Source organism: Streptomyces rectiviolaceus, assembly GCF_039533825.1.
Lineage (GTDB): Bacteria > Actinomycetota > Actinomycetes > Streptomycetales > Streptomycetaceae > Streptomyces > Streptomyces rectiviolaceus.
This window is the reverse complement of the sequence record NZ_BAAAUG010000009.1, coordinates 1-25713: the sequence shown is the minus strand read 5'-3', so window position 1 is coordinate 25713 and position 25713 is coordinate 1. Positions and strand designations below refer to the sequence as shown.

General features: G+C 71.5%; 22 protein-coding genes, 1 other RNA gene and 1 pseudogene. 9 read left to right on the top strand and 15 right to left on the bottom strand.

Annotation, left to right across the window (positions count from 1 at the left end; translation table 11 throughout):
- Positions 1–70 precede the first annotated feature (70 nt).
- Together aspA and ABD378_RS00780 are read left to right on the top strand one after the other, a co-directional pair.
- On the top strand, positions 71–1477 hold the full coding sequence (gene aspA, locus ABD378_RS00785; RefSeq protein ID WP_344518269.1) for an aspartate ammonia-lyase: 1407 nt from the start codon (positions 71–73) through the stop codon (positions 1475–1477).
- 47 nt (positions 1478–1524) lie between these two features.
- Positions 1525–2466, top strand: a complete 942-nt coding sequence (locus ABD378_RS00780) for a glutaminase (protein ID WP_344518268.1) — start codon at positions 1525–1527, stop codon at positions 2464–2466.
- Between the two features lie 408 nt (positions 2467–2874).
- On the opposite strand, the gene rnpB is transcribed toward ABD378_RS00780, so the two are convergent.
- The 4 genes and pseudogenes from rnpB to ABD378_RS00755 form a co-directional block, all read right to left on the bottom strand.
- Positions 2875–3284, bottom strand: an RNA gene (rnpB, locus tag ABD378_RS00775) — RNase P RNA component class A.
- Positions 3285–3405: 121 nt separating this feature from the next.
- Positions 3406–4122: pseudogene (locus ABD378_RS44090) on the bottom strand (DMT family transporter); the annotation flags it as partial.
- Between the two features lie 73 nt (positions 4123–4195).
- Positions 4196–5068, bottom strand: a complete 873-nt coding sequence (locus tag ABD378_RS00760) for a helix-turn-helix domain-containing protein (RefSeq protein ID WP_344518264.1) — start codon at positions 5066–5068, stop codon at positions 4196–4198.
- Between the two features lie 63 nt (positions 5069–5131).
- Entirely contained in the window at positions 5132–5710 is a 579-nt protein-coding gene (locus ABD378_RS00755; protein ID WP_344518263.1) for a Uma2 family endonuclease, read from the bottom strand.
- A gap of 226 nt (positions 5711–5936) precedes the next feature.
- Here ABD378_RS00755 and ABD378_RS00750 point away from each other — a divergent pair, with 226 nt between their 5' ends.
- Complete coding sequence (locus ABD378_RS00750) at positions 5937–6761, top strand: MerR family transcriptional regulator (protein ID WP_344518381.1); 825 nt, start codon at positions 5937–5939, stop codon at positions 6759–6761.
- Entirely contained in the window at positions 6758–7609 is an 852-nt protein-coding gene (locus tag ABD378_RS00745) for a hypothetical protein (RefSeq protein ID WP_344518262.1), read from the top strand. Before ABD378_RS00750 ends, ABD378_RS00745 begins: the two co-directional genes overlap by 4 nt.
- Here ABD378_RS00745 and ABD378_RS00740 read toward each other — a convergent pair.
- Complete coding sequence (locus ABD378_RS00740) at positions 7560–9002, bottom strand: RNB domain-containing ribonuclease (RefSeq protein WP_344518261.1); 1443 nt, start codon at positions 9000–9002, stop codon at positions 7560–7562. The genes ABD378_RS00745 and ABD378_RS00740 overlap by 50 nt on opposite strands.
- A 140-nt stretch (positions 9003–9142) precedes the next feature.
- On the opposite strand from ABD378_RS00740, the gene yaaA reads away from it, so the two are divergent.
- Entirely contained in the window at positions 9143–9949 is an 807-nt protein-coding gene (yaaA, locus tag ABD378_RS00735; RefSeq protein ID WP_344518260.1) for a peroxide stress protein YaaA, read from the top strand.
- 93 nt (positions 9950–10042) lie between these two features.
- The gene (gene eda / locus ABD378_RS00730) at positions 10043–10681 is read left to right on the top strand and encodes a bifunctional 4-hydroxy-2-oxoglutarate aldolase/2-dehydro-3-deoxy-phosphogluconate aldolase (RefSeq protein ID WP_344518259.1); all 639 of its coding nucleotides are present in this window, start codon (positions 10043–10045) and stop codon (positions 10679–10681) included.
- Positions 10682–10770: 89 nt separating this feature from the next.
- Here the strand turns inward: eda and ABD378_RS00725 are convergent, their stop codons facing one another.
- The 4 genes from ABD378_RS00725 to ABD378_RS00710 form a co-directional block, all read right to left on the bottom strand.
- Positions 10771–11943: a bifunctional RNase H/acid phosphatase gene (locus tag ABD378_RS00725; protein WP_344518258.1), complete on the bottom strand. Its 1173-nt coding sequence runs from the start codon at positions 11941–11943 to the stop codon at positions 10771–10773.
- 12 nt (positions 11944–11955) lie between these two features.
- Positions 11956–12699 (bottom strand): zinc ribbon domain-containing protein, encoded by a 744-nt coding sequence (locus ABD378_RS00720; protein WP_344518380.1) that lies wholly within the window; start codon positions 12697–12699, stop codon positions 11956–11958.
- Positions 12696–13547, bottom strand: a complete 852-nt coding sequence (locus tag ABD378_RS00715; protein WP_344518257.1) for a Nif3-like dinuclear metal center hexameric protein — start codon at positions 13545–13547, stop codon at positions 12696–12698. The genes ABD378_RS00720 and ABD378_RS00715 overlap by 4 nt, the downstream gene beginning before the upstream one ends.
- A 168-nt stretch (positions 13548–13715) precedes the next feature.
- Entirely contained in the window at positions 13716–14777 is a 1062-nt protein-coding gene (locus ABD378_RS00710) for an ABC transporter substrate-binding protein (protein WP_344518256.1), read from the bottom strand.
- A gap of 222 nt (positions 14778–14999) precedes the next feature.
- Between ABD378_RS00710 and ABD378_RS00705 the strand changes: the two genes are divergently transcribed.
- Positions 15000–16142, top strand: a complete 1143-nt coding sequence (locus tag ABD378_RS00705) for a hypothetical protein (protein ID WP_344518255.1) — start codon at positions 15000–15002, stop codon at positions 16140–16142.
- Between the two features lie 444 nt (positions 16143–16586).
- On the opposite strand, the gene ABD378_RS00700 is transcribed toward ABD378_RS00705, so the two are convergent.
- The 3 genes from ABD378_RS00700 to ABD378_RS00690 are packed head-to-tail and all read right to left on the bottom strand — an operon-like array spanning position 16587 to position 19555.
- Positions 16587–17546, bottom strand: a complete 960-nt coding sequence (locus tag ABD378_RS00700) for a 3-oxoacyl-ACP reductase (protein ID WP_386545296.1) — start codon at positions 17544–17546, stop codon at positions 16587–16589.
- A gap of 17 nt (positions 17547–17563) precedes the next feature.
- The gene (locus tag ABD378_RS00695) at positions 17564–18640 is read right to left on the bottom strand and encodes a Zn-dependent alcohol dehydrogenase (protein ID WP_344518254.1); all 1077 of its coding nucleotides are present in this window, start codon (positions 18638–18640) and stop codon (positions 17564–17566) included.
- 60 nt (positions 18641–18700) lie between these two features.
- Positions 18701–19555 carry a MaoC/PaaZ C-terminal domain-containing protein gene (locus tag ABD378_RS00690; protein WP_344518253.1) on the bottom strand — a complete coding sequence of 285 codons (855 nt, stop codon included), beginning with the start codon at positions 19553–19555 and terminating at the stop codon, positions 18701–18703.
- A gap of 497 nt (positions 19556–20052) precedes the next feature.
- On the opposite strand from ABD378_RS00690, the gene ABD378_RS00685 reads away from it, so the two are divergent.
- Positions 20053–21216, top strand: a complete 1164-nt coding sequence (locus tag ABD378_RS00685; RefSeq protein WP_344518377.1) for a sensor histidine kinase — start codon at positions 20053–20055, stop codon at positions 21214–21216.
- On the top strand, positions 21213–21818 hold the full coding sequence (locus ABD378_RS00680; protein WP_344518252.1) for a response regulator: 606 nt from the start codon (positions 21213–21215) through the stop codon (positions 21816–21818). Before ABD378_RS00685 ends, ABD378_RS00680 begins: the two co-directional genes overlap by 4 nt.
- 51 nt (positions 21819–21869) lie before the next feature.
- On the opposite strand, the gene ABD378_RS00675 is transcribed toward ABD378_RS00680, so the two are convergent.
- From ABD378_RS00675 to ABD378_RS00665, 3 genes are all read right to left on the bottom strand, one after another.
- Positions 21870–23306 carry an MFS transporter gene (locus tag ABD378_RS00675; protein WP_344518251.1) on the bottom strand — a complete coding sequence of 479 codons (1437 nt, stop codon included), beginning with the start codon at positions 23304–23306 and terminating at the stop codon, positions 21870–21872.
- 106 nt (positions 23307–23412) lie between these two features.
- Positions 23413–24603 (bottom strand): lipid-transfer protein, encoded by a 1191-nt coding sequence (locus tag ABD378_RS00670; RefSeq protein WP_344518250.1) that lies wholly within the window; start codon positions 24601–24603, stop codon positions 23413–23415.
- A 32-nt stretch (positions 24604–24635) separates the two neighbouring features.
- A partial coding sequence (locus tag ABD378_RS00665; protein WP_344518249.1) for an acyl-CoA dehydrogenase family protein occupies positions 24636–25713 on the bottom strand: 1078 nt, incomplete at its 5' end.

The window sequence follows — 25713 nt, the reverse complement described above, 5'->3', positions numbered from 1 at the left end:
GCACGCTGCACCCCAACTCCCCGCCCCAGAAGACCAGAAGACCAGAAACCCAGAAGGAAGCCGCACCACCATGACCGTCATGACCGTCCGAAGCGAGCACGATCTGCTCGGCCACCGTGACATCCCCGCCGATGCGTACTGGGGTGTCCACTCCCTGCGCGCCAGGGAGAACTTCCCCATCACGGGAACCCCGATCTCCACGTACCCGCACCTGATCGAGGCGCTCGCCGCGGTCAAGGAGGCCGCCGCACTCGCCAACGAGGAGCTCGGCCTCCTTGAGCCCCGCAAGGCGGCGGCCATCGTCGAGGCCTGCCGGGAGATCCGCGACGGCAAGCTGCACGACCAGTTCGTCGTGGACGTCATCCAGGGCGGGGCGGGCACGTCGACGAACATGAACGCCAACGAGGTCGTCGCGAACCGGGCCCTTGAACTGCTCGGCCACGCCAAGGGCGCCTACGAGTTCCTGCACCCGAACGAGGACGTCAACCTCGGGCAGTCGACCAACGACGTCTACCCGACGGCCGTCAAGATCGGCACGGTCTTCGCGGTGCGCGAGCTCCTGCAGGCGATGGCCGTGCTGCAGGACGCCTTCTCGGCCAAGGCGGTCGAGTTCCGCGACATCCTGAAGATGGGGCGTACGCAGTTGCAGGACGCCGTGCCGATGACGCTCGGGCAGGAGTTCTCGGCGTACGCGGTCATGCTGGACGAGGACCGCAGCCGGCTCGCCGAGGCCGTCGAGCTGATCCACGAGATCAATCTGGGCGCGACGGCGATCGGCACCGGGCTCAACGCGCCCGCGGGCTACGCCGAGGCGGCGCGCGGGCACCTCTCAACCATCACCGGACTTCCGCTGGTGACGGCGGCGAACCTGGTCGAGGCGACCCAGGACTGCGGGGCGTTCGTCCAGATGTCCGGGGTCCTGAAGCGGATCGCGGTGAAGCTCTCCAAGAGCTGCAACGACCTGCGCCTCCTGTCGTCCGGGCCGCGCGCGGGCCTGAACGAGATCAACCTGCCGCCGGTGCAGGCCGGTTCGAGCATCATGCCGGGCAAGGTGAACCCGGTGATCCCCGAGGTGGTCAATCAGGTCGCCTTCGAGGTGATCGGCAACGACGTCACGATCACCATGGCTGCGGAGGCGGGGCAGCTGCAGCTGAACGCGTTCGAGCCGATCATCCTGCACTCCCTGTCCGAGAGCCTCACGCATCTGCGCGCCGCCTGCCTGACGCTCGCCGAGCGGTGCGTCGCCGGAATCACGGCCAACACGGACTCACTCCGCGCGGCGGTCGAGAACTCCATCGGCCTGGTCACCGCGCTCAATCCCCACATCGGGTACGAGGCGGCCACCGCCATCGCCAAGGAGGCACTCGCCACGGGGCGGGGTGTGGCGGAACTCGTCCTGGAGAAGGGCCTGTTGCCCGCGGAGCGCCTGGCGGAGCTGCTCCGCCCGGAGGTGCTGGCGGGCTCGCAGGGCGCGTAAGAGTCCCCCGCGCCCCTGAGATGGCGCCCGGCCCACGACGGTCCAGAATGGCGATCATGACGAAGTCGAAGCCGTCCCTGACCTTCCAGCCGGTCCTGGACCGCATCGCGGCCGAGATCGGCGAGATGCCGGGGCGTGGCCGACCCGCCGCCTACATTCCGGCGCTCGCGGCCTGCGACCCGGACCGCTTCGGCATGGCCGTCGCGGAGCCGGACGGCACGGTGTACGGGGTGGGTGACTGGCGGCAGCCGTTCTCCGCGCAGTCCATCACCAAGGTGTTCACCCTCGCGCTCGACCTGGCGCGCGAGGGCGACGCCCTGTGGGAGCACGTGGGCCGTGAGCCGTCCGGCAACCCCTTCAACTCGCTCGTGCAGCTGGAGTACGAGAACGGCATCCCGCGCAATCCCTTCATCAACGCGGGCGCGCTCGTCGTCACCGACCGCCTCCAGACCCAGACGGGCGACGCGGCGGAGGCCCTCATCGCGTTCCTCCGCGCGGAGAGCGGCAACGACCAACTCTCCATCAACGAGGCCGTCGCGGCATCCGAGTCCGCCCACGGGGACCGCAACGCCGCGCTCGGCCACTTCATGGCGTCGTACGGAAACATCGGCAACCCGGTCCCGGTCCTCCTGAACCAGTACTTCCGCCAGTGCTCCGTCGAGGCGTCCTGCGCCGACCTCGCCCTCGCCACCGGCTTCCTCGCCCGCCGCGGCATCCGCGCCGACGGCACCCGCCTGCTCAGCGGCAGCCAGGCCAAGCAGGTCAACGCGATCATGCTGACCTGCGGGACGTACGACGCGGCGGGCGAATTCGCCTACCGCGTGGGCCTGCCCGGCAAGAGCGGCGTAGGCGGCGGCATCATCGCCGTGGTCCCCGGCCACTGCACACTCTGCGTCTGGAGCCCGGGCCTGGACGAGCGGGGCAATTCGGTCTCGGGGGTGGCGGCACTGGACCGGTTCACGACGCTTACGGGGCTTTCGGTGTTCTGAGTCCCTCTCAAACCTTCGGAGACCCTCCCACCGAATGCAGATACGAGTCTTCGGGTATGCCGGTAGGCACACGTCTGAGCGGCGGTGGCTCTCCGTCGCTGGTGGCCGAAGACTGCAGAGGGGGCAGGACCTGTGGATTCCACTGTCTTGGCAGCGTTGATCGGCGGAGCATCAACCGTGCTTGCCGCCCTGATCGGCTACCGCGCCGCAACACGAGACCGTGCGGGCAGGAGAGCCCAAGTGCGGCCACGGAACCCGCGGACCGGGCAGGGGCGACAAGTCTTGGAAGTGCACTCAAAGGGCAAGGGTGACATCCCAGAGCAGCGCTGAAGCGCCCTCGTTCTCCATCGCCAAGAGCCCTGTGGATCATGAAGTGAGCCGTTCCGCCCCGATCAGGGGCGTAAGCGGCAGACGAGTCGGGCTGTACGCCGGGTTCTGTCGCCCGGGCGCCTCGCGGCGGCCGGGGAGACGGCCATCCATCTAGGGCCCGCATTGCTGCGGGCCTCGTGCGGTCTACCCGCGGACTCGGGCGGGCAGCCCTCGATCATCCGCGCAGGGCCCTGTCTCCAGGGCCCCTCTTGACCTTGCTCCAGGTGGGGTTTACCTAGCCGCCTGAGTCACCTCAGGCGCTGGTGGTCTCTTACACCACCGTTTCACCCTTACCGGAGGCCGAGGCCTCCGGCGGTCTGTTTTCTGTGGCACTGTCCCGCGGGTCACCCCGGGTGGCCGTTAGCCACCACCTTGCCCTGTGGAGCCCGGACGTTCCTCGGGAAGAGCCCCTGGTGAGGGGAGCTTCACGCGGCCGTCCGCCCGGCTCGTCTGCCGTGTCGACCATGCTACCCGCCGTGTGCCGGAGGTCCGCCCCGCTGACGCCCCCGTCGCCAGGAACGAGCCCGCCAGGATGAGTGTGAAGGCCGCCGCGATGCCCGCCGTGAGGGGTTCGGAGAGGAACGCGACGCCTGCCGCCACCGCCACCGCCGGGTTCACGTAGGTGAAGACGACCGCGCGGGTCGGGCCCGCCTCCCGGATGAGTTCGAGGAAGACGACGAAGGCCAGGGCCGTGCAGATGACGCCGAGGCCCGCGAGGGAGGCCAGGGTCTGCGGGGTCGGCAGCGTCGTCGGCCAGGTCGCCGCCGCCGGGATGGCGTAGACGACTGCTGCCAAGGTCAAGCAGGGGGCTATCAGTTGGAGCGTGGGGACCGCCTTGAGGTGGCGGGCCACGATCAGCGGGGCTATCGCGTAGCCGGTCGCCGTGAGCAGGACCTCCGTGAGGGACCAGGCGTCGCCGCCGGTGAGGTGCGGGACGGTCAGGACGGCCACTCCGGCGAGGCCCAGGCCGAGGCCCGTGAGGCGGCGGGCGCCAAGACGCTCCGTGTCGCCGAAGAAGCGGGCCAGGACGGCGCCGATGATCGGTACGGCGGCGATCAGCAGGCCCGCCGTGGAGCTGGAGAGGCGGCGCTCGGCGTCCGTCAGGGTCCACCAAGGGCCCAGGATCTCGATGCAGGCGAAGGCGAGCATCGGCTTCCAGTGGGTGCGCAGGACGCGGGTGAGGCCCCCTTGCCGCAGGGCGAAGGGCAGCAGCAGCGCGGCGCCGAGCGCGCAGCGGGTGAAGACCACCATGGACGGTGAGAGGTCTTCGACCGCCACCTTGATCATCAGGTACGGGATGCCCCAGAGGACGCCCATGAGGGAGAAGAGGAACCAGCCGCGTGCAGTCATACGGGCAGTTTCAGGCCGTTCGGCGTCCGCCGTCTTGAACGCTGTTGCGGTACGCCGCCGGGGTCACCCCGAGGACCCGGCGGAACCATCGCGTCAGGTGCGCCTGGTCGGCGAAGCCCACCAGGGACGCCGCCTCCGCGGGCCGCAGCCCCGCCTCGAGGAGCGCGCGGGCCCGGGTCACGCGGTGCTGGGCGAGCCAGGCGTAGGGCGGCATCCCCGTCGACGTACGGAAGGCGCGCAGGAGTTGGTAGCGGGAGAGGCCGAGCGGCGCGGCCAGTTCGGCGAGGGATGGCGGGGCCAGGAGTTCGTCGGCGAGGCGGTCGCGTACGGCGTGGGCTATGCGGTCGGCGCCTGGCACCGCGTCGCACAGGAGCCGGGCGGTGCCGTGCCTGCGGGCGAGGGCGGTGAGCAGCCAGGGCAGCCGTGACTCGGCCTCCAACGGGTCGTGGCTGCCGCTGAGTTCGGTGTGCGCCGTGCGCAGGGCCGCGGCCAGCTCGGGGTCGTGCAGGACCGGGTCGCCGAAGTGCGGTGCGGTCAGGGTGCCCTCGGCCAGGAGGTGCGGCGCCGGGTACATCGCCCGGTAGGCGTATCCGCCCTGGCGTCCCGGGCCGCCGGTGTGCACTTCGCCGGGCGCGAGTACGACGATGGATCCCGGCCCCACGTCCAGCCGCCCGCCCCGGTAGTCGATGACCTCGGAGCCGCCGACGCAGACGCCGACGGTGAACTCCTCGTGGTAGTGCGGGGCGTAGCGGTGCTGGTCGAAGCGGGCGGTGAGGAGGTCCAGGGGCGGGCCGTCGCCCGGGCCGAGGGAGGCGCGGGTCCACACGGCGTGCTCCCCGCCACCGCCACCGCTGCCGCCGCCGTGCACCGTTCCCGCGCTCATGCCGCTCCCCCGTCGTCGCCTCTCAGGAGTGCAACGCCGGGGACGCCCGGGAACCTTCCGTGGTCAGACGAACTCCGCGGTCTCCAACTCGAAGCCGAACGGTTCGGGCAGGGCCACCGCCTTACCGAAGGGGAGCGTGCAGTGCTCGCGGTAGTCGTCACCTTCCGGGTCGCGGAACAGCGTCACCGAGGAGTCGTCACGGTCGATGAGCAGGTAGAGGGGGATACCGCCGCGTGCGTAACAGCGCCGCTTGGCCTCGCGGTCCGCCTGCGGTTTGGTGGAGGTGACCTCGACGACCAGGGCTACGCCGTCACAGGGCATCCAGGGGGCGGCGCCGCGGAAAAGCCGCAGCTCCGTGGGAGCGAGGGTGCCGTCCGGGATGGCGTGGTTCGTCGGGCAAGCGCCCCCGCTCTTCAGCTTCAGGCCCTTGTTTCCAGAGAACTGCATATCGGTCCTGGAACGTCTGATCACCTGCGCCACGATCAGGCTGAGGCAGTGCTCGTGGTCCCCATCCGGCGGGGGCATCACGACGATCTCCCCCTCAATCAGCTCCGCCCGGAAACCCTCCGGCGTGTCCAGAGCCAGGAAGCCCTCCAGCAGGACATCCGCCGGCGTGAGCGGGTCGCGTGGCCTGGCAGTCATTTCACACCCCTTTTCTCGGTTGCCCGCCAGACTGGGACATCGCTCGATCCGCCGTCCAAGGGAACAGGAGTTGTTCCCTCAATCGTGGCGCTCGTGGCGCGGGATCACAGGCGGCCGTCAGGCTTCGCCCGCCCGGCGGGTCCCGCCCCGTCGCTGCTTGACCTTGCCGCAGCGTCAACGTTTCTACTGGCCCCATGAACGGGATGCGGATGACCTCATGAACGGGATGCGGATCGGGGAGCTCGCCGGCATCGTCGGTGTCACCACGCGGGCCATCAGGCACTATCACCACCTCGGGCTGCTGCCCGAGCCCGAGCGGCGGTCCAACGGATATCGGGAGTACGGGCTTCGGCACGCCGTCGTGCTCGCGCGGATCCGGCGGCTCACCGAGCTGGGGCTCGGGCTCGCCGAGGTGCGGGACGTGCTCGCGGACGACGCGGGGCGCGAGCTCGCCGAGGTGCTCGGCGAGCTGGACGCGGATCTCGCCCGGCAGGAGGCCGCGATCCGTGAGCGGCGTGAGCGGCTGCGGGTCCTGCTGGACGACCCGGAGCGCGGGGTGCTGTCCGCCGAGGGGCCCGTATCGCCCGAGCTGGGTGAGTTCTTCGCCGAGTTGGCCCGCTCCACCGCTGGCCTCGATGCGCCCGAGTCCGCGATGGCCGCGAAGGACCGGGAGCTGCTCGCCCTGATCGACACGACCGCGCCCCGGGAGGACCGGGACAGGCTTCTGGCCGCGATGCGCCCGGCCCTGACCACGCCGGGTGCGGTGGAGCGCGCGCACGAGGTGTACGCACTGCTCGACGCGCTCGTGGACAGCGACCTCGCCGATCCGCGGACGGAGGCGGCCGTGGACGAGGCCGCCGGGGCGCTCGCCGGGGCGCTGCCCGACTCCCTCCTGGAGGAGCTGGGCACGGAGGGCGTACGGGCGGTGGCCGACGGGCTCGGCAGCGGCGACGACCGGTTCCTCGCCGCCTTCTTCTCCGACTTCGCCCCCGCGCAGGCGGAGGCCGTGCGCCGCGCGATGCGGCTGCTCATCGAGCGGGGTGCGCGGTGAAGGGGCTTGTGCGGGGCCTCGCCTGGGTGGTCGTACCCGTCGAACTCGTCCTGGTCGTCTGCCTGTTGGCGGGGTCGGGGGCCTCGCTCCCCACGAACGTGCTCATCGGCGTGGAGGCCGTCGCCCTGGTGCTGCTCGCCGTCGAGGGCGTGGGGCTCGTCCTCGTCTACCGACGGGGTGGGCGCGCGGCGGTCAGGGACGTCGTGCCGGTGCCGGTGCGGCGGATCGTCGGGCACGAGCTGCGGGTGCTCGGAAGTCTCGCGCTGTGGGTGGCCCGGCGGCGGCACGGTGTGCGCGAGGGGGATCTGGCGTTCGGGCACGCCCGCGATCAGGCCGCGATGCTCTACGGCTTCGTCTTCGTCTGCGTCGTGGAGACCATCGGGTTGGCCGTGCTGCTGCGGAACTGGCCCACGCTCCACGCGATCACGCTCGTCATCGACGTCTACGGCGTCATCCTGATGCTCGGCGTGCACGCCGCCTCCGTGACCCGGCCGCACGTACTGTCCGCCGACGCGCTCCGCGTACGCCAGGGCGCCCACCGGGACCTGCGGATACCGCTGGAGCTGATCGCGTCCGTGAGCGGTGAGCGGCGCTTCACGCACGAGGCCGCCGACGGGGTGCTCAACATTCCGGTCGCCGCGCAGACCTCCCTCACGCTGGAGCTGACGGAGCCCGTCACGGCGGTCGGTTTCCTCGGCGGGCGTCGGCCGGTGACGACCGTACGGCTGCACTCGGATGAGCCGGAGAGGTTGCTTGCCGCCCTCAAGTCCGCCCTCAGGACCGCCCTCAGGTCCGACCTCAAGCAGGCGCGAACTGAACCTTCGCCGTCCCCGGCTCGGCCTGCGTGAGCCGCACCCGCAGCCGCTCCCCCAGCGGAAGACCACCCGTGCCGCCCTCGATGCGGGCGACGATCGCGGGGTCGGTCAACTGGACGGTCCCGACGGCCGGTTCACGCTCCTGGACGTCCACCACCACCCCGTCGAAGATCTCGCCGACCCGGTCCTTGAGCAGCGCGGCCTCGACGATGTCCACGCACTCGCGCTCCACGGTGTTGCCGCGCCGCGTCCCGTCCGCCATCTCCTTGGGCAGCTCGGGCAGCGCGGCGAGCACCCACTGAGGCGGCTCGTCCCCGGCGGCCGCCGCCAGGCACAGCTCGGCGGCGTAGCGGTCGACGAGGCGGCGCAGCGGGGCCGTGCAGTGGGCGTAGGGGGCGGCGACGGCGGCGTGCGTGGTGAGTTCGGGGACGTCGCCGCCGCTGAACGCGGTGTAGCCGGCGCCGCGAAGCAGCGTGGTGCACTCCTGGAGGAACGCGGCGTGGTGGGGCAGGTGCGGGTCGAGGGAGCGGACGAGTTCGGCGTACGGGACGTGGTGCGGCCAGTCGACCTCCAGGGCCTTCGCGGTGCGGCGGAGCCTGCCGACGGCGCCGTCCGGGGCGGTGGGCAGGGTCCGCAGGATCCCCGCACCCGACTGGATCATCAGCTCGGCGGCGGCCATGCCGGTGAGGAGGGAGATCTGGGCGTTCCATCCGTCGGCGGGCAGCGGGGCGCGGAAGGCGAGTTCGTACGCGCCGTTCCGCTCGACGATCTCCTGCTCGGGCACGTTGAGGGAGATGCCTCCGCGCTCGACCTCCAGCTGCTCGCGCAGCCGCCCGATGTCGCCGAGGAGCGCGAGGGCCTCCTCGGCGGTGCCGCCGTCGATGGCCTGCTGCACGCCGTCGTAGTCGAGCTTCGCGCGGCTGCGTACGAGGGCGCGGCGCACGTCGGTGGAGACGGCGCGCCCCTCCCCGTCGAGGTCGATCGTCCACAGGGCGGCGGGACAGTCCTGGCCCGGCAGCAGACTCGCCGCGCCCTCGCTCAGCGAGGTGGGGTGCAGCGGCACCTTCTCGTCCGGGAAGTAGAGGGTGGTGACGCGCCGGTGGGCCTCCGCGTCGAGCGGCGCGCCCGGCGTGACGTACGCGGCGACGTCGGCGATGGCGTACCGCACCCGGAAGCCGCCGCCGTCGCGCCGGGACAGGTGCATCGCCTGGTCGAGGTCGACGGAGGTGGGCGGGTCGATGGTGAAGAAGGGGATGTCGGTCGCGTCGTGCGCGGGGAGCCGTGGGGCGGCGACGGCCCGCTCCGCGTCGGCGATGACGTCCCCGGGAAAGGCCTCGGGAACGTCCAGCTTCGTACGCAGCTCACGCAGCGCGCCCCGCAACGGAGCTTCGGCTGCGCCGGTCACGCGGAGATGGCGACGGGGCATGGACCGAGCGTAGGCCGCCGGGGGCGGGGCGGCACGGTGGAGCGGCACGGCGGGGCGTGGGCGTGGGCGACCCTCGCCCCCCGAGGCGATTACCCTGGCGCGGGGCCGCGCCCCCTTCCGTAACCCTCCGAAGGAGACCCATGCTCGTCCTGCTGCCGCCCTCCGAAGGCAAGGCCCCCTCCGGCCGCGGCGCCCCGCTCAAGCCGGAGTCGCTCTCCCTGCCTGCGCTCGCGGACGCGCGGCAGGCTGTGCTCGACGAGCTGGTCGACCTCTGCGTGGCGGACGAGGAGAAGGCCCGTGACGTACTCGGTCTGAGCGAGGGCCTGCGCGGCGAGGTCACGAAGAACACCGAGCTCCGCACGGCGGGCGCGCGCCCCGCGGGGGAGATCTACACCGGCGTCCTGTACGACGCCCTGGACCTCGCCACCCTGGACGCCGCGGCCAAGCGCCGCGCGGCCCGCTCGCTGCTCGTCTTCTCGGGACTGTGGGGCGCCGTCGGCATCACCGACCGCATCCCCTCCTACCGCTGCTCGATGGGCGTGAAGCTGCCGGGCCTCGGTGCGCTCGGCGCCCACTGGCGTACGCCGATGGCCTCGGCGATGCCCGAGGCGGCGGGCGGCGGACTCGTCCTCGACCTGCGTTCGTCCGCGTACACGGCCGCGTGGAAGCCGAAGGGCGAGGTCGCGGACCGGACGGCGACGGTGCGGGTGCTGCACGCGCAGCTCGACCCGGCGACCGGCGTCGAGAAGCGTTCCGTCGTCTCGCACTTCAACAAGGCGACGAAGGGCCGGATCGTCCGCTCCCTCCTGGAGACCGGCACGCAGCCGAAGGACCCGGCCGAGCTGGTCGAGGCGCTGCGGGACCTCGGACACGTGGTGGAGGCGCAGGCTCCCGCGAAGGCAGGCAAGGCGTGGGCGCTGGACGTGGTGGTGCGCGAGATCCACTGATCCCGCACACCCCCGCACACCCCCGTAGACCACCGGTTGCAGCATGCGCAACGCCCTTTGCGCATGCTGCGTACACCGAGGCAGGATGCAGCCATGACTTCCCCCTCCGCCGCGGCCTCCGTCTCCGTGCTCGATCTCGCCCCCGTCGTCCCCGTAGTCGTCGTGGAGGACCTCGCCGACGCCGTGCCGCTGGCGCGCGCGCTGGTGGCGGGCGGGCTGCCCGCGATCGAGGTGACCCTGCGGACGCCCGCCGCGCTCGACGCGATCCGGGCCATCGCCGCCGAGGTGCCGGACGCGGTGGTCGGCGCGGGCACCGTCATCTCGCCCCAGGGCGTCGCGGACTCCGTCGACGCCGGGGCCCGCTTCCTGGTCAGCCCGGGGTGGACCGACACGCTGCTGGCCGCGATGAAGGCGTCCGGGGTGCCGTTCCTGCCGGGTGTCTCGACGACGTCCGAGGTCGTGGCGCTCATCGAGCGCGGCGTGCACGAGATGAAGTTCTTCCCCGCGGAGGCCGCGGGCGGCACCGCCTACCTCAAGTCGCTCGGCGGACCGCTGCCGCAGGCCCGCTTCTGCCCGACGGGCGGCATCGGCCTCGCCTCCGCGCCGTCGTACCTCGCGCTGAAGAACGTCGGCTGCGTGGGCGGCAGTTGGATGCTGCCCGCTGACGCGGTCTCGGCGAAGGACTGGCCCCGCGTCGAGGCCCTGGCCCGCGAGGCGGCTGCTCTGCGCTGATCGCGCCCCGGGGTTCTGCCGCGTGTGCACCCGCCGGTGCTTCGTGGTTGCTCGCGCAGTTCCCCGCGCCCCTTACGGGGCTTGAGCCCCTACCGCAAGTGCGACGTGTCGTTCAGCAGTCGTACCGACGCGTTGCCGTCCCCGTAGTACGCCACCGCCGAGACGGACGCGGCCGAGAGCTCCATGCGGAACAGGGACTCCGGCGGCGCGCCAAGCGCAAGGCGCACCAGCGTCTTGATCGGCGTGACGTGCGTGACCAGGAGGACCGTGCGGCCCGCGTACTCGGCGACGAGACGCTCCCGCGCCGCCGAGACCCTGCGGGCCACCGCGGCGAAGGACTCACCGCCGGGCGGCGCGGCCTTGGGCGATGCCAGCCAGGCGTTCAGCTCCTGCGGCTGACGCTCCCGCACCTCGCCGAAGGTCAGGCCCTCCCAGGCCCCGAAGTCCGTCTCGCGCAGCCCGTCGTCGATGCGTACGTCGAGGCCGAGGCGGGCGGCGACGGCCTGCGCGGTCTCCTGGCAGCGCTTCAGCGGCGAGGAGACGATCGCCTGGATCGTGCCCCGCGCCGCGAACGCCGCCGCCGCGCGCTCGGCCTGTTCCCGGCCCACGTCGGAGAGGGAGGGATCGGAGCCACCGCTGCCGGAGAACCGCTTCTGGGGCGTCAGCGCGGTCTCGCCGTGCCGCAGCAGCACGAAGGTCGCGGGGGCGCCCAGATCCGCCGGTGCCGCCCAGCCGACGGACGGGGCCTGCGCGGCCACGTTGTCCGCGGCGCGTACGTCGGCCGGGGCCGCGCCCGCAAGCGCGGCCCGCGCGTCAAGCTCCGCCGTCGAGTCCGACGGCGACCACCGCTCCCCCCGCTTACCGGCATCCATCGCCTCGTTGGCGAGCCGGTCCGCGTGCTTGTTCTTCTCGCGCGGGATCCACTCGTACGTCACCTGCGACGACGGGAAGACCCGCGCGGCCTCGGCGGCGAGCGGCTTCATGTCCGGGTGCTTGATCTTCCAGCGGCCCGACATCTGCTCGACGACGAGCTTGGAGTCCATGCGGACGTGGACCGAGGCTGCCGGGTCGAGTTCGTGTGCCGCCTTCAGACCGGCCACGAGCCCCTTGTACTCGGCGACGTTGTTCGTCGCGACGCCGATGTACTCCGCGGCTTCCCGCAGGGTCTCCCCGGTGGCCGCGTCGATGACGACCGAGCCGTAGCCCGCGGGCCCCGGGTTGCCCCGCGACCCGCCGTCGGCCTCGACGATGAACTCCCGCACGGCCACGGTCCCTTACAGACCCGACTCGGACGTACGGACCAGGATGCGGCGGCAGTTCTCGCACCGCAGGACCGTGTCCGGGGACGCCGCCTTCACCTCGTTCACCTCGGTGATGTTCAGCTCCAGGCGGCAGCCCTCGCAGCGACGCTGGTAGAGCTTGGCCGCGCCGACACCGCCCTGCTGGTCGCGGAGCTTGTCGTAGAGCTTGAGCAGGTCTGCCGGGATCGAACCCGCCACGACCTCGCGCTCCTTGGAGGCGGTCGCGGCCTCGCGGTCGATCTCCTCGGAGGCCGCGTCACGCCGCGCCGTCGCGTCGTCGATCTTCGACTGGACCGAGGAGACACGTTCCGTCAGCTCGGAGACCCGCTCCTGGGCGGACTCGCGGCGCTCCATGACCTCGAGGACCACGTCCTCCAGGTCACCCTGGCGCTTGGCGAGCGACGCGATCTCGCGCTGGAGGTTCTCCAGGTCCTTGGGGGACGTCGCGGCGCCCGAGTCGAGGCGCTGCTGGTCCCGGTTCGCGCGCTGGCGCACCTGGTCGACGTCCTGCTCTGCCTTGGTCTGCTCGCGGGAGCAGTCGCTCTCCTCGGTCGTCGAGGCGACGAGCAGGTCGCGCAGCTGCGTGAGGTCCTTGTTCAGGGACTCGATCTCGGCGTGCTCGGGCAGGGACCTCTTCTTGTGCGCCAGCTGCTGGAGGCGTACGTCGAATGCCTGGATGTCGAGGAGTCGGATCTGGTCGGCGGGCGCGGCGTTCAGTTGGGGGCTCCTGTTGAGTCGGTATTCGAGGCCGCGTGGGCGGTCCAGGGGTCGGTGACCGTCTTGGAGACGTGGACGCGAAGTCCCCATCCGTGACGGTCGGAGATCTGATCGAGCTGCGCGGCGGCCAGCTCGCACCACGGCCACTCGGTGGCCCAGTGCGCGGCGTCGAGCAGCGCGAGCGGAGTCTGTGCGCGGGCCTCCGACGCCGGGTGGTGGCGAAGGTCCGCGGTGAGGAAGGCGTCCACGCCACTCGCGCGTACGTCGTCGAAGAGGCTGTCGCCGGAACCGCCGCTGACCGCGATCGTGCGGATCAGCCGCTCCGGGTCGCCCGCGGCCCGGATGCCCTGCGCGGTGGCGGGCAGCCGCTCGGCCGCGCGGGCGGCGAGTTCGGCGAGCGTGAGGGGGTGTTCGAGCTCGCAGATCCGGCCGAGGCCGCGGCGGCCGTGCGCGTCGGCCGGGTCCGGTACGAGGGGGCGGACGACCCGGAGGTCGAGCGCGCCCGCGAGGGCGTCGGAGACGCCCGGATCGGCGCGGTCCGCATTCGTGTGCGCCACGTGCAGCGCGACGTCGTTCTTGATCAGGTCGTGGACGACGCGGCCCTTGAAGGTGTCCGCCGAGACCGTCGTCGTACCGCGCAGATAGAGCGGGTGGTGCGTGACGAGGAGCTGGGCGCCGAGCCTCACCGCTTCGTCGACGATGTCCTGGACGGGGTCGACGGCGAAGAGGACCCGGGAGATCTCCGCTTCGGGGTCGCCGCAGACGGTGCCGACCGCATCCCAGCTCTCGGCCAGTTCGGCGGGCCACAGGGCGTCGAGGGCGACGATGACTTCAGACAGACGGGGCACGGGGAAAGGCTACCTTCCCGCTGCGCTCGGCATGTCGTACGTCACGCACCGCTACGGGCTGCTACTGAGCGCCCCCTAAGGGGCGCGGGGAACTGCGCGAGCAAGCACGGAAAAGCCGCAGACGCATCTGCTCGGTGCTTGGCAGACGCGTCTGCGGCTCTTTGGTGGCTACGGGGCCAGGTCGGACCTGAGGTCGTCAAGCACCGAATTCGCCGCCGTCACGCCGAGGCCCAGGTACCAGGTCTCGTCCGGAACGTCCTTCGCCTGTCCGTCCTTGACCGCGCCGAGCTTCTTCCACAGCGGGTTCTTCTCGGCCTCGGAGCGGCCCGTCTTCTTCGCGTCGCCGTAGACGCCGGTGAAGATCCAGTCGGCGTCGGCCTCGTCGATCTTCTCCGTGCTGATCTCCGTGGCGAGGTCGTTGACCTGCTGGTTCTTGGGACGGGGCAGACCGGCGTCCTGAAGGATCGTGCCGATGAAGGACGCCTTGGCGTAGAGGCGGACACGGTCCGGCATGTAGCGGAGCATCGTGATCGTCGGCTTGTCGTCGCCGATGTCGCGGCCCAGGGACCTCGCCTTCTCCTCGTACGCGGCGAGCTTCGTCTTCGCCTTCGCGGTCTTGTCGAGCGCCGCCGCGTTCAGGAGGTAGTTCTCCTTCCACGTGAAGCCGGGGCGGATGGAGAAGACGGTCGGGGCGATCTTGGAGAGCTGCGGGTAGAGCTTGGCCGCGCGCAGTTCGCTGCCGATGATCAGGTCCGGCTTGAGGTTCGCGATCGCTTCCAGGTTCAGGGCGTTGATCGTGCCGACGTCCTTGGGGTTCCCCGCGTCCTTCTTCAGGTAGCCGGGGATGCCGTCGTCGCCCTCGGTGGGGGCGTAGCCGACGGGCTTGACGCCGAGCGAGACGACGTTGTCGAGCTCGCCGACGTCCAGGACCACGACCCGCTCGGGCCGCGTCTTGAGCTCGGTCTTGCCGCGGGCGTGCGTGATGGTGCGCGGGAACTCGCCCGCCTTGGCGGTGGTGCCCATCTTCGCGGTCTGCTCGGCGGCCTTGGAGAAGTCGTCGCCGCCCTGGGCGACGGCCTTGCTGCCGCTGCCGTCGTCGGACTTCCCGGAGCCGTCGCCGGACCCGCAGGCCGCGAGGGAGAGCGCGCCGGCCACGGCGAGGGCGACCGCGGCGGCGGCACGGTGGCGGCGGGGTCGTATGGACCGCGGGGACGGGGAAGACGGTGCCATCGGTGCTCCATGCTCCAGGGGGTGTGCCGCGGCTGCCGCTTTCGCAGGCCCGCAGCCACTTAGGTTCGCCTTACTTTAAGCGCCCTCTCCCCACCCAGCACAACCACCCCCGCCCCCTCAGGCGAATCGGTACATCGCCACCCTTCTGTGTGAAGCGGGCGGCCACAGGTGCCACGGCAGTGCGTGCGAAAACTAGCTTCGTGGCCCGGAGGTGCCCCCCACATGACAGCGACCACGCTTGAGCCCGAGCCCATGACCGCGCCGACGTCCCGCCCGGCGCCCGCTCACCCGGCGCCCGCGACGCCCGCGACGCCCGCGACGCCCGCGACGCCCCCAGTGATCACCGCCAACGGTGCGTACGCCGCTCGGCTCGCCCACGAAGACGGTTCCTGGTTCCCCGAGCGCTGGACCCTCGACTCCCCCGAGCCGTACGCGGTACCCCTGCCCGGCAGCCAGCCCGAGGAGCCCGGCACCGAGGTGCTCCCGATGGCCGACGGACGCGTTCTGATCCACCGTGTCGCCGACGGACGGCACACGTTCGCGCTCCTGTACCCGACGGGTCCGCAGACCGGCGAGGTGCCGCTCGGCGCCGTGGAGTGCGGGGAGTCCCGGCTGACACTGCTGCCGCCGTCACCGGTCGGCAGCCGCGCGTACGCGCTCGCGGTGGGCGCGGGGTCGACGGCCCTGTGGATGGTGGCGGGCGGCGCCTTCGGACCCGAGCACATCGCCGAGATCCCCGGGCGCTGCTCGGGCGGGGTCTGGCTGGACGGGGCAGGACGGATGCTGGCCCTGGACCGGGAGCTTGACGGCCGGGTCAAGGCGGTGGCGGTGGACCTGGAGCGATGCGGCGAGGTGTCGCCCCTCCTCCAGATCGCCGACGAGAGCGACGACCGGCTGCTGCTCGCGGACGCCGACAGCGGGCTGCTCCTGATCCGCTCGGACGCGCCGGGCCACGACCGGCTCGGCTGGGGGATCCTCGGCGGTACGCGCCCGGTGCGCTTCCCCGAGTGCCTGCGCCTGCCCGACCTCGCGGTGACGCCGTTCGCCATCCAGCCCGGTCAGACGCTGATGCCGGAGAGCTGTGCGGTGGCGCTGCGGATCGACGGGGCGGCGGGCAGCTGGCTCGGCATGTGGCGCCCCACCGATCGGAAGCTGCATCAACTGGCCGCTCCGGAGGGGTGGTTGGCTGGTTCGGGGTGGTGGACGCGGGAGGGGTCGCTGCGCCTTCCGTACGTGACGGGGGCCGTGCCCTGCGGGGTCGCGGAGGCGGAACTCCCCGCTCCGGAGGCGGCACCCGCGCCGGTCGCCGCGCGGCCCGTTCCGTTGCAGCAGGCGCCTCTCACGGGGCGTGGGGGCGTTGGTTAGACTCGCCCGGCTACACCGAACGATCTTCTTTGCAGAGTTACAGAGTTACAGGTTTACGGGGTGAGTATGTTGATGAGAGCCGAGATCAGCACGGAATCCGAGCGGAATCCCGAGCCGCGGGAGGCGGCGGGCAGTTCCGGCGCCGGTAGGCATCGGGGGCCTGTGGCCGAGCGTGACGAGGCGGGGGCGCCGCGGGGGCGGCATCGCCGCCAGGGCAACGAGAACTGACTCTCTCCCCAACCCCGCCCCTTCCCGAAAACCCGCTCGGCGCGGGGGCCTTGGTGGACGTCATCACCGGCTTCGCCGAGTTCGTCCTCAAACGCCGGACGGGCTGATTCTCAGCCCGGCCGGCGTTTGAGGCCATCTTGTCGGGGTCTGGGGCGGAGCCCCAGGTAGGTCCGGGGCGCAGGCACGGTTTTCGGGAAGGGGCGGGGTTGGGGAAAATCAACCCCGCTTCAGGCCCAGCACCTCGGACGCCGCGAAGGTCTCGTTCGCGGGTCGGCCCGCGTAATAAGGCGACAGAACCCCGTCCAGCTCCTCGTACGTGAAGACCCCCTTCGCCGTGTCGAACTTCGCCGCCACCTTGGGGCGTTCGACCACGGCGACCATGCCGCCGTGGACCACAAGCAACTGCCCGTTGACCCCACCGGCCGCGGGCGACGCCAAGTAGCCGACCAGTGGCGCCACATGCTCGGGAGCGAGCGCGTCCAGCTCCCCCGCGCCTGGCTCCTGGAAGCCCGCGAAGACATCCTCCGTCATCCGTGTCCGTGCCCGGGGGCAGATGACGTTCGCCGTCACCCCGTACTTGCCGAGGGCCAGCGCGCTCGACGTCGTCAGGCCGACGATGCCGCCCTTCGCCGCCGCGTAGTTCGGCTGGCCCGCGGAGCCCGCGAGGAACGCCTCCGACGACGTGTTGACGATCCGGCCGTAGACCGGCTCCCCCGCCGCCTTGGACCGCTCACGCCAGTGCACGGACGCGAAGTGCGTCGTGTTGAAGTGGCCCTTGAGGTGGACGTGGATGACCGAGTCCCACTCGCCCTCGCTCATCGAGAAGATCATCCGGTCCCGCAGGATCCCCGCGTTGTTCACCAGGATGTCGAGCTTGCCGTACGTGTCGATCGCCAACTGGACGAGCCCGCGCGCCTGTTCGTGGTCCGCGACATCGCCCAGGTGCGCGACCGCCTGCCCGCCCGCCGCCCGGATCTCGGCCGCGACCTCCTCGGCGGGCGTCGCCGACGCCTCGCCCGAGCCGTCACGGCCCGTCTTTCCGAAGTCGTTGACGACGACGCTCGCGCCGAGCCGGGCGAGTTCCAGGGCTTCCGCTCGCCCCAGGCCCCGGCCCGCTCCCGTCACGATCGCGGCCAGACCCTCGAGTGGCAGTGGCGATGGCAATGGCTGTGACATCTGGGATCAAGGTCCTCTCAGATCTCGATGCACGTACGCAGCGCGACGCCCGTACGCATCTGGTCAAGCGCTTCGTTGATCTCGGAGAGCGGCACCCGGTGGGTGATCATGCTCTCCAGGTCGATCCGGCCCGCCTTCCACAGCGCGATGGCCCGCTCGTAGGACTGCAGGACGTCGCCGCCGCCGTACATGGACGGCAGGATCTTCTTCTCGTCGAAGAACAGCTCGAACATGTTCAGCTGGAGGTTGTCGTCCATGGCGCCCGCGCCGACGACGACGAGCGTGCCGCCCCGTCGCGTCGTCTCGTACGCGGTGCGGGCCGTGGCGGACTTCCCGACGACCTCGAAGACGTAGTCGAAGCCCTCGCCCGCAGTGATCCGCTGTTTTGCGTCGGCGAGTTCGTCCGGGGAGACCGCCTCCGTCGCGCCGAACCGCAGCGCGGCCTCGCGGCGCGATGCCACCGGGTCGACGGCGACGATCTGGGCCGCGCCCTTGAGCCGCGCGCCCTGGATCGCGGAGATGCCGACGCCGCCGCAGCCGATGACGGCGACCGATGAACCGGCCCTCACATCAGCGGTGTTGATGGCCGCGCCGAGGCCCGTCGTCACTCCGCAGCCGATCAGCGCCGCGATGTCGAAGGGCACGTCGTCCGGGATCGGCACGGCGCAGCCCGCGTCGACCACGACCTCCTCGGTGAAGGTCCCCGTACCCGCGAAGCCGAAGACATCACCGCCGGGGCGCTTGAAGTTGGGCGTGCCCGCGTTCATGAACCCGGCGAGGCACAGCTGGCTCTGGCCGCGCTTGCACGCCGGACACTGGCCGCAGGCGGGCAGCCAGCACACCAGGACCCTGTCTCCCTGGCTGAGCCCGCTCACGCCGTCGCCGACGTCGATGATCTCGCCCGCGCCCTCGTGGCCGGGGATGAACGGCGCGGGCTGCGGCAGTACGCCGTTCATCGCGGAGACGTCGGAGTGGCACAGGCCGGTGGCCCGCACCCGGATCTTCACCTTGCCGGGGCCGAAGCCCACCGCCTCGACGTCGTCGAGGACCTCGAGCTTGTCCTGGCCTATCTCGTGCAGTACGGCTGCGCGCATGGTGCGGCTCCTCTCGTACGAAACTCAGGCGTGTCCGACGCTTCAGGCGTGTCCGGCGCTTCAGGCGTGCTCGACGATCGTGTCGGCGAGGACCGTCGCGTCGTCCCGCTCGACTGCTGTCACCGCCACTTGGACGCGACCCTCGGAGCGCCACATCCGGATCCGCAGGGTCTCCCCGGGGAAGACGGTCCCGGTGAAGCGCGTGCTGTAGCCGCGCACCCGCGACACGTCACCGCCGAGCAGCGTGTCGACGACCGCCTTGAGCGTCATCCCGTAGGTGCACAGGCCGTGCAGGATCGGCCGGTCGAAGCCCGCGAGCTTGGCGAACTCGGGGTCGGCGTGCAGCGGGTTCCAGTCCCCGGAGAGGCGGTAGAGCAGGGCCTGGTCCTCGCGGACGGGGCGCTCGACGGTCCTGTCGGGCTCGCCCTCGGGGGCGGGGAGGCGGGTGGAGGGGCCGCGTTCGCCGCCGAACCCGCCTTCGCCGCGTACGAAGATCTGGGCGTCGCTGGTCCACAACGGCCCGTCCTCGTCGGCCACTTCGGTGCGCAGGACGAGGATCGCGGCCTTGGTCTTGTCGTACACGGCGGCCACCTTGGAGGTGGTGACGGCCTTGCCCTTGACCGGGATCGGGCGGTGCAGGGTGATGCTCTGGCCGCCGTGCAGGACCGCGGCCAGGTTCACCTCGATGCCAGGGGACGAGAGCCCGCCGACGACGCCCATGCCCGCGCCCGCGACGGTCGCGAAGCTGGGCAGGACGTGCAGCCCGGACTCCAGGGTGTAGCGCAGTTCGTCGGGATCGGTGGCGGGGACGCCCGCGCCCAGGCCCAGGTGGTAGAGCTGGATGTCCTTGTGATCCCAGGTGATCTCGGCCGACCTGGGCTCCGCGGCCAGTGCTTTCGCGGCGTCGATGGGCATGTGGTGGCAGCTCCTTGGCCAGTCTGAAGACCTCGGTGCGGCCGTCCGCACCGTCGGTCGCACCGAGGTCGCAACAGGGCCGGAAGGAGCCCGTTCTAGAACGCGTTCCAGTCCGGCGATCCCATGTATAGCCGAGCGTCCGGAAGTTGTGAAGACTCCTGACGTCACGTCAGATACGCGATCGGCGGGCCGTTCTCCGGGCCTGTGACATTTGTACCGGCCGAGTCCGTACATCCACATCTGCCGCCGACCGGCCCCTGATTCGTACCGTCGGAGCCATGACGAAGACAGTTCCCGGCGAGCGGCCCGTGGCCTGCCGGCGTTCGGTTCGTACGCTGTGCTTCGCACCGCCGGGGCCGCCGGGCTGCGCGGACCGCATGACGACGCCGACGAGGCGCCACGGCGCGACAGGAGAAGCGATGCCGGTGAAGGGCTTCTGGCAGAGGCACACACGTCTCGCGGCCTTGGGACACAGCAGCAGGGCGCAGCTCGCCGAGATGCGGGCGAAGGAGAAGTCCGGGCGGAGCAGACCCGAGGACCTGGGCCCGCCCAACGGCTTCGCGATGCTGCCCTGGCTCCTGATGGGCATGGGCTCCTTCTCCAACCTCCTCCAGGGAAAGACGGCCAACCCCTGGATCGGCGGGGTGGGCCTGTTCGCCTTCAACTCCCTCTATATCGCCGTGGTGTTCCGCGCCTTCGACAAGAAGGCACGAGAGGCGCGCGCCACCAAGCACCTGCTGCTCGCGCTGGCCGCGGTCACTTTTGCCCTCGCCATCGGCTACGGCGGCAGCTGGCTGATGTTCTTCCCGCTGCTGGGCCTGGCGACCGGCGCGGTGCTGCGCGGCAAGCAGCTCGTTCCCGCCGGTTTCGCCCTGAGCATCTCCGCGGCGGTGGTCGGCGGGCTGCGGGAGGGCTGGGACGCGGCGGGCATCGCGTACGGCACGTTCCTCTCCGTCATGGTGACGGCCGCGATCCTCGCGCTCTCCGAGACGGTGAAGGAACTGCGCGCCACACGCGAGGAGTTGGCCCGCAGCGCGGTCGAGAAGGAGCGGCTGCGCTTCTCCCGGGACCTGCACGACCTCCTTGGCCACACGCTCTCGGTGGTCGTCGTGAAGGCGGAGGCGACGCGCCGCCTGGCCCCCCGTGACCTGGACGCGGCGCTCGGCCAGGTCGCCGACATCGAGTCCGTCGGCCGCCAGGCCCTGACCGAGATCCGCGAGGCGGTCACCGGCTACCGCGAGGGCAGCCTGGCCACGGATCTCGACCGGGCCCGCGACCTCCTGGACGCGGCGGGCATCGAGGCGGTCGTACGCCAGTCGGGTCCGCCCCTTGCCCCGCAGACGGGGGCGCTGCTCGGCTGGGTCGTCCGGGAGTCCGCCACGAATGTCGTACGCCACTCCAGGGCGACCCGCTGCGAGATCGAGGTGACGGGCACCGCCGAACGGACTCGGCTGCTGATCACGGACGACGGCCGCGGCGTAGGCTCGGCAAAGCCCGGCAGCGGGCTGAAAGGCCTGGCCGAACGTCTCGCGGCGGCGGGCGGCTCCCTGGAGTCGGGCCCCGCACCGCGCGGCGGCTTCCGGGTCACCGCGGAGCTGCCGGTCAACGAGTTCAGCACCGGCCCCGGTCCCGGCCCCGTTGTGGAGGAGCGCACCCCATGATCAGAGTTCTGCTCGCCGAGGATCAGGGCATGATGCGGAGCGCGCTCGCGCTGCTGCTCGGCATGGAGCAGGACATCGAGGTCGTCGCGCAGGTCGGCGCGGGCGACCAGATCGTGGACGCGGCGCTGAACTCCCGCCCCGACGTGGCGCTCCTCGACATCGAACTGCCGGGCCGCAGCGGGCTCGACGCGGCAGCGGACCTGCGCGACGAGTGCCCCGAGTGCCGAGTCCTCATCCTCACGACCTTCGGCAGGCCCGGCTATCTGCGCCGGGCGATGGAGGCGGGCGCGGTGGGCTTCCTGGTCAAGGACGGCCCGGTGGAGGACCTGGCGGAGGCGATCCGGCAGGCGCTGCGGGGCGAGACGGTGATCGACCCCGCGTTGGCCGCGGCGGCCCTGAGCGCGGGGCCGAGCCCGCTGACGACGCGGGAGGCGGACGCCTTGCGGGCCTCCGTGGACGGGGCGACTGTCTGCGACATCGCGGAGAAGCTGCATCTGTCGGAGTCGACGGTGCGGAACTATCTCTCGGCGGCGATCGGAAAGACGGGGACGCGCAATCGGATGGAGGCGGTGCGGGAGGCGCGGCAGCGGGGTTGGCTCTAGCCGGCCCGAAGCCCTGCGCACCGTTGATCACCGGCTCCGCCGAGTTCGTCCTCAATCGCCGGACGCGCTGACGCTCCCCTCCCGCGGCATCCACACCAGCAGCACCACGACCCCCACCAGCAAAATGCACCCACTGGTCCGGAACGCCATCGCGTACCCCTGGGTGAGCGCCTCCGGAGTGGTCGAACCCCCCATCCTCGACGCGGAAACCGTCGAGAGGACCGCGAGCCCCAGCGCGCCGCCCATCGTCCGCGAGGTGTTGATCAAGCCGGAGACGAGCCCCGCGTCCTCGGGGTCCGCCCCGGACGTCCCCAGGGACGCGAGCGGCGTCGTGGCAAGACCCGCGCCGAACATCATCATGATGCCGGGCAGCATGATCGAGGTGACGTAGCCGCCGTCGGCGGTCATCAGGGACTGCCAGCCGAACCCCGCCGCCGCCACCAGGATCCCGAGCACGGAGACATTCTTCGCGCCGAGCACCCGCATCAGCCGGGGCGCGAGCTTCGAGCCGAAGACGATCGTCAGCGAGGAGGGGATCAACGCCAGGCCCGCCTTCAGCGCCGAGTAGCCGAGGACGTTCTGCGCGTACAGCGTCATGAAGAACCACATGGCGAACATGCCGCCGCCACACACGAACATCGCCGCGTTCGCCGCCGAGACGGACCGCACGCGGAACAGCTTCAGCGGCATCAGCGGAACCTTCGTCCGCGCCTCGACCAGGAGGAAGAGGCCGAGCAGGGCGAGCCCCACGGCCAGCGGCACCAGGGTCGCCGCCGCCGTCCAGCCCTTCTCCTCCGTCTGCACGATCCCGTACGCGAGTGTGGCGAGCCCCGCCGTCACGAGCACCGCGCCCGGCACGTCGAGGCGGCGCGCCTCGCCGGCCCGGCTCTCGGTGAGCCAGGCAACGCCCGCGACGATGACGAGGGCGCCGATCGGCACGTTGATCAGGAGCACCCAGCGCCAGGAGAGCAGGTCGGTGAGGACCCCGCCGACGAGGCCGCCCGCCGCGCCGCCGCCCGCGCCCACCGCCGACCAGGTCCCGATCGCGCGTATCCGGGCGGGCCCCTCGGGCACCGCCGAGGTGAGGATCGTCAGCGTGGAGGGCGCGAGCACCGCCGCGCCGAGCCCCTGCACGGCGCGCGCCGCGAGCAGCTGCCACTCGGCCTGCGCCAGCCCGCCCGCGAGCGAGGCCACCGTGAAGAGCCCGAGCCCGACCAGGAACATCCGCTTGCGGCCGAAGAGGTCACCGGCCCGCCCGCCGAGCAGCATGAAGCCCGCGAAGGCGATCGAGTACGCGTTGACCACCCACTGCAGTCCGACGGCGCTCATGCCCAGGTCGGACCGCATGGAGGGCAGTGCGGTGTTCACCACCGACACGTCCAGGACGACCAGGAACTGCCCTGCGCAGGCGGCGAGCAGCACCGCCCACACGGGCGCGGACTTCCGCGACGTCGCGGCTATGTAAGTGTCAGGGGGCGTTTGGACCATGACGGGCATGTTCTCAGGAATCGCGTGACCCATGCATCGGGGTTTCGACGCAGTGCGCCTCGGCCGCGGGTCCTAGGACTTCGGGCCGCCCCGGGACCATCACCCGCTACTCCTTCCTCAGCAGCGTCACCACGGCCGCTCCCCCGAGCCCGATGTTGTGCGCGAGCCCCACCCGCGCCCCCGCCACCTGCCGCGCCTGCGCCTCACCCCTCAACTGCCAGGTGAGTTCGGCCACTTGGGCGATCCCCGTGGCACCGAGCGGGTGCCCCTTGGAGATCAGCCCGCCCGACGGGTTCACCACCCACCGCCCGCCGTACGTCGTCGCCCCGCTCTCGACGAGCTTCCCGGACTCCCCGGCCGCGCACATGCCGAGCGCCTCGTAGGTGAGGAGCTCGTTGATGGAGAAGCAGTCGTGCAGCTCGACGACGTCGACGTCCTCGATGCCAAGGCCCGACCTCTCGTACACCTGCCGTGCCGCCGCCCTCGACATCGGCTGCCCCACGACGTCGATGCACGAGCCCGACGCGAAGGACTCGCCCGTGTCGGTCGTCATCGCCTGCGCCGCGATCTCCACGGCGCGCTCCTGAAGGCCGTGCCGCTCCACGAACCTCTCCGACACCACCACCGCGGCGGCCGACCCGTCCGAGGTCGGCGAGCACTGCAGCTTGGTGAGCGGGCGGTGGATGGTCTTGGCGGCGAGGATCTCGTCGACCGTGTACTCGTCCTGGAACTGGGCGTACGGATTGTTCACCGAGTGCCGGTGGTTCTTGGCACCCACCGCGGCGAGCTGCGCCTCGGTCGTGCCGTACTTCTCCATGTGCTCGCGCGCCGCGCCGCCGAAGATCTGGGCGGTCGGCGGGGTCATCTCGAAGCCGTGCCGTGCGGCCATCACGCCGTAGTGGCGTGCGACGGGTGACGTCTTGAAGTCTCCGCCGTCGCTCCCGCCCCCCAGCGCGCCCCGCGCCATCTTCTCGAAGCCGAGCGCGAGCACGCAGTCGTTGATGCCGCCCTCGACGAACTGCCTGGCCATCATCAGCGCGGTCGACGCCGTCGCGCAGTTGTTGTTGACGTTGTAGACGGGGACGCCGGTCAGGCCCAGCTCGTACACGGCACGCTGGCCTGCCGTCGATGCCTGGAAGCAGTAGCCGACCGGTACCTGTTCCACCTGCCCGTACGCGATCCCGGCGTCGTCGAGCGCTTTGGTGCCCGCCTCCTTCGCCATGTCCCAGTACTGCCAGTCCCGCGTCTCGGGCTTCTCGAACTTCGTCATTCCGACGCCGACTATGTACGCCTTCACTGTCCTGGTCCTCCTAGATGGTGGGGCGCGGGCTAGAGGATGGGGCGCGGCTCGGGGTCCCTCGGCAGGCCGAGGAGCCGCTCCGCGACGACGTTCAGCTGCACCTGCGTGGTGCCGCCCGCGATGGTCAGGCAGCGCGACATCAGGAAGCCGTGCAGCGCCCGTTCCCCGGCGCCCTCGCGGACCGCGCCCGCCGCGCCGAGCAGCTCCAGGGCCAGCTCGGCGACCTTCTGCTGATGCGGGGTCTGCACGAGCTTGCGGATGGAGGCCCCGGCCCCCGGCTCCGCGCCCGACACCTGCCGCATCGTCGTCCGCAGGCCGATGCAGGCCAGCGCGTGCGCCTCGGCCGCGAGCGCGCCGATCCGTGCCCGGCAGGCGCCGTCGAGATCACCGGCGCGCCCGATGAGCGCCTCCAGACCGGTGTCGAAGGTCAACTGGTCGGCCATGTGGACGCGTTCGTTGCCGAGCGTGTGGCGTGCGACGCGCCAGCCGTCGTTCACCTCGCCGACGACCGCGTCGGCGGGCAGCAGGACGTCGTCGAAGTAAACCTCGTTGAAGAGGGAGTCCCCGGTGATCTCCTTCAGCGGGCGGATGTCGACGCCCTCGGCCCGCTTCATGTCGATGAGGAAGTACGTCAGGCCCTTGTGCTTGGGGGCTTCGGGATCCGTGCGGGCCAGCAGAATCCCGTGGTCCGCCCACTGCGCCGCGCTCGTCCACACCTTCTGCCCGTTGATCAGCCAGCCGCCCTCGACGCGTTCCGCCCTCGTCCGCAGCGATGCCAGGTCCGAGCCCGCACCGGGCTCGCTGAACAGCTGGCACCACAGCAGCTCGCCCCTGAGCGTGGGCGCGAGGAACCGCTCCTGCTGCTCGCCCGTCCCGTACGCGATGAGCGAGGGCACCACCCAGGTGGCGATCCCGAGATCGCTGACGCGCACCCCGGCGGCCGCCAACTCCTCCTGTACGACGAGCTGTTGGACGGGGCCCGCGCCAAGTCCGTACGGCTCGGGCAGGTGCGGCGCCGCGTAGCCGGTCGGCGCGAGTGCCTTGCGCGCGGCGGCCGGGTCGAGCCCCCGCGCCGGGGCGATTGCCTCGCGGGCCCGCTCCCGGTAC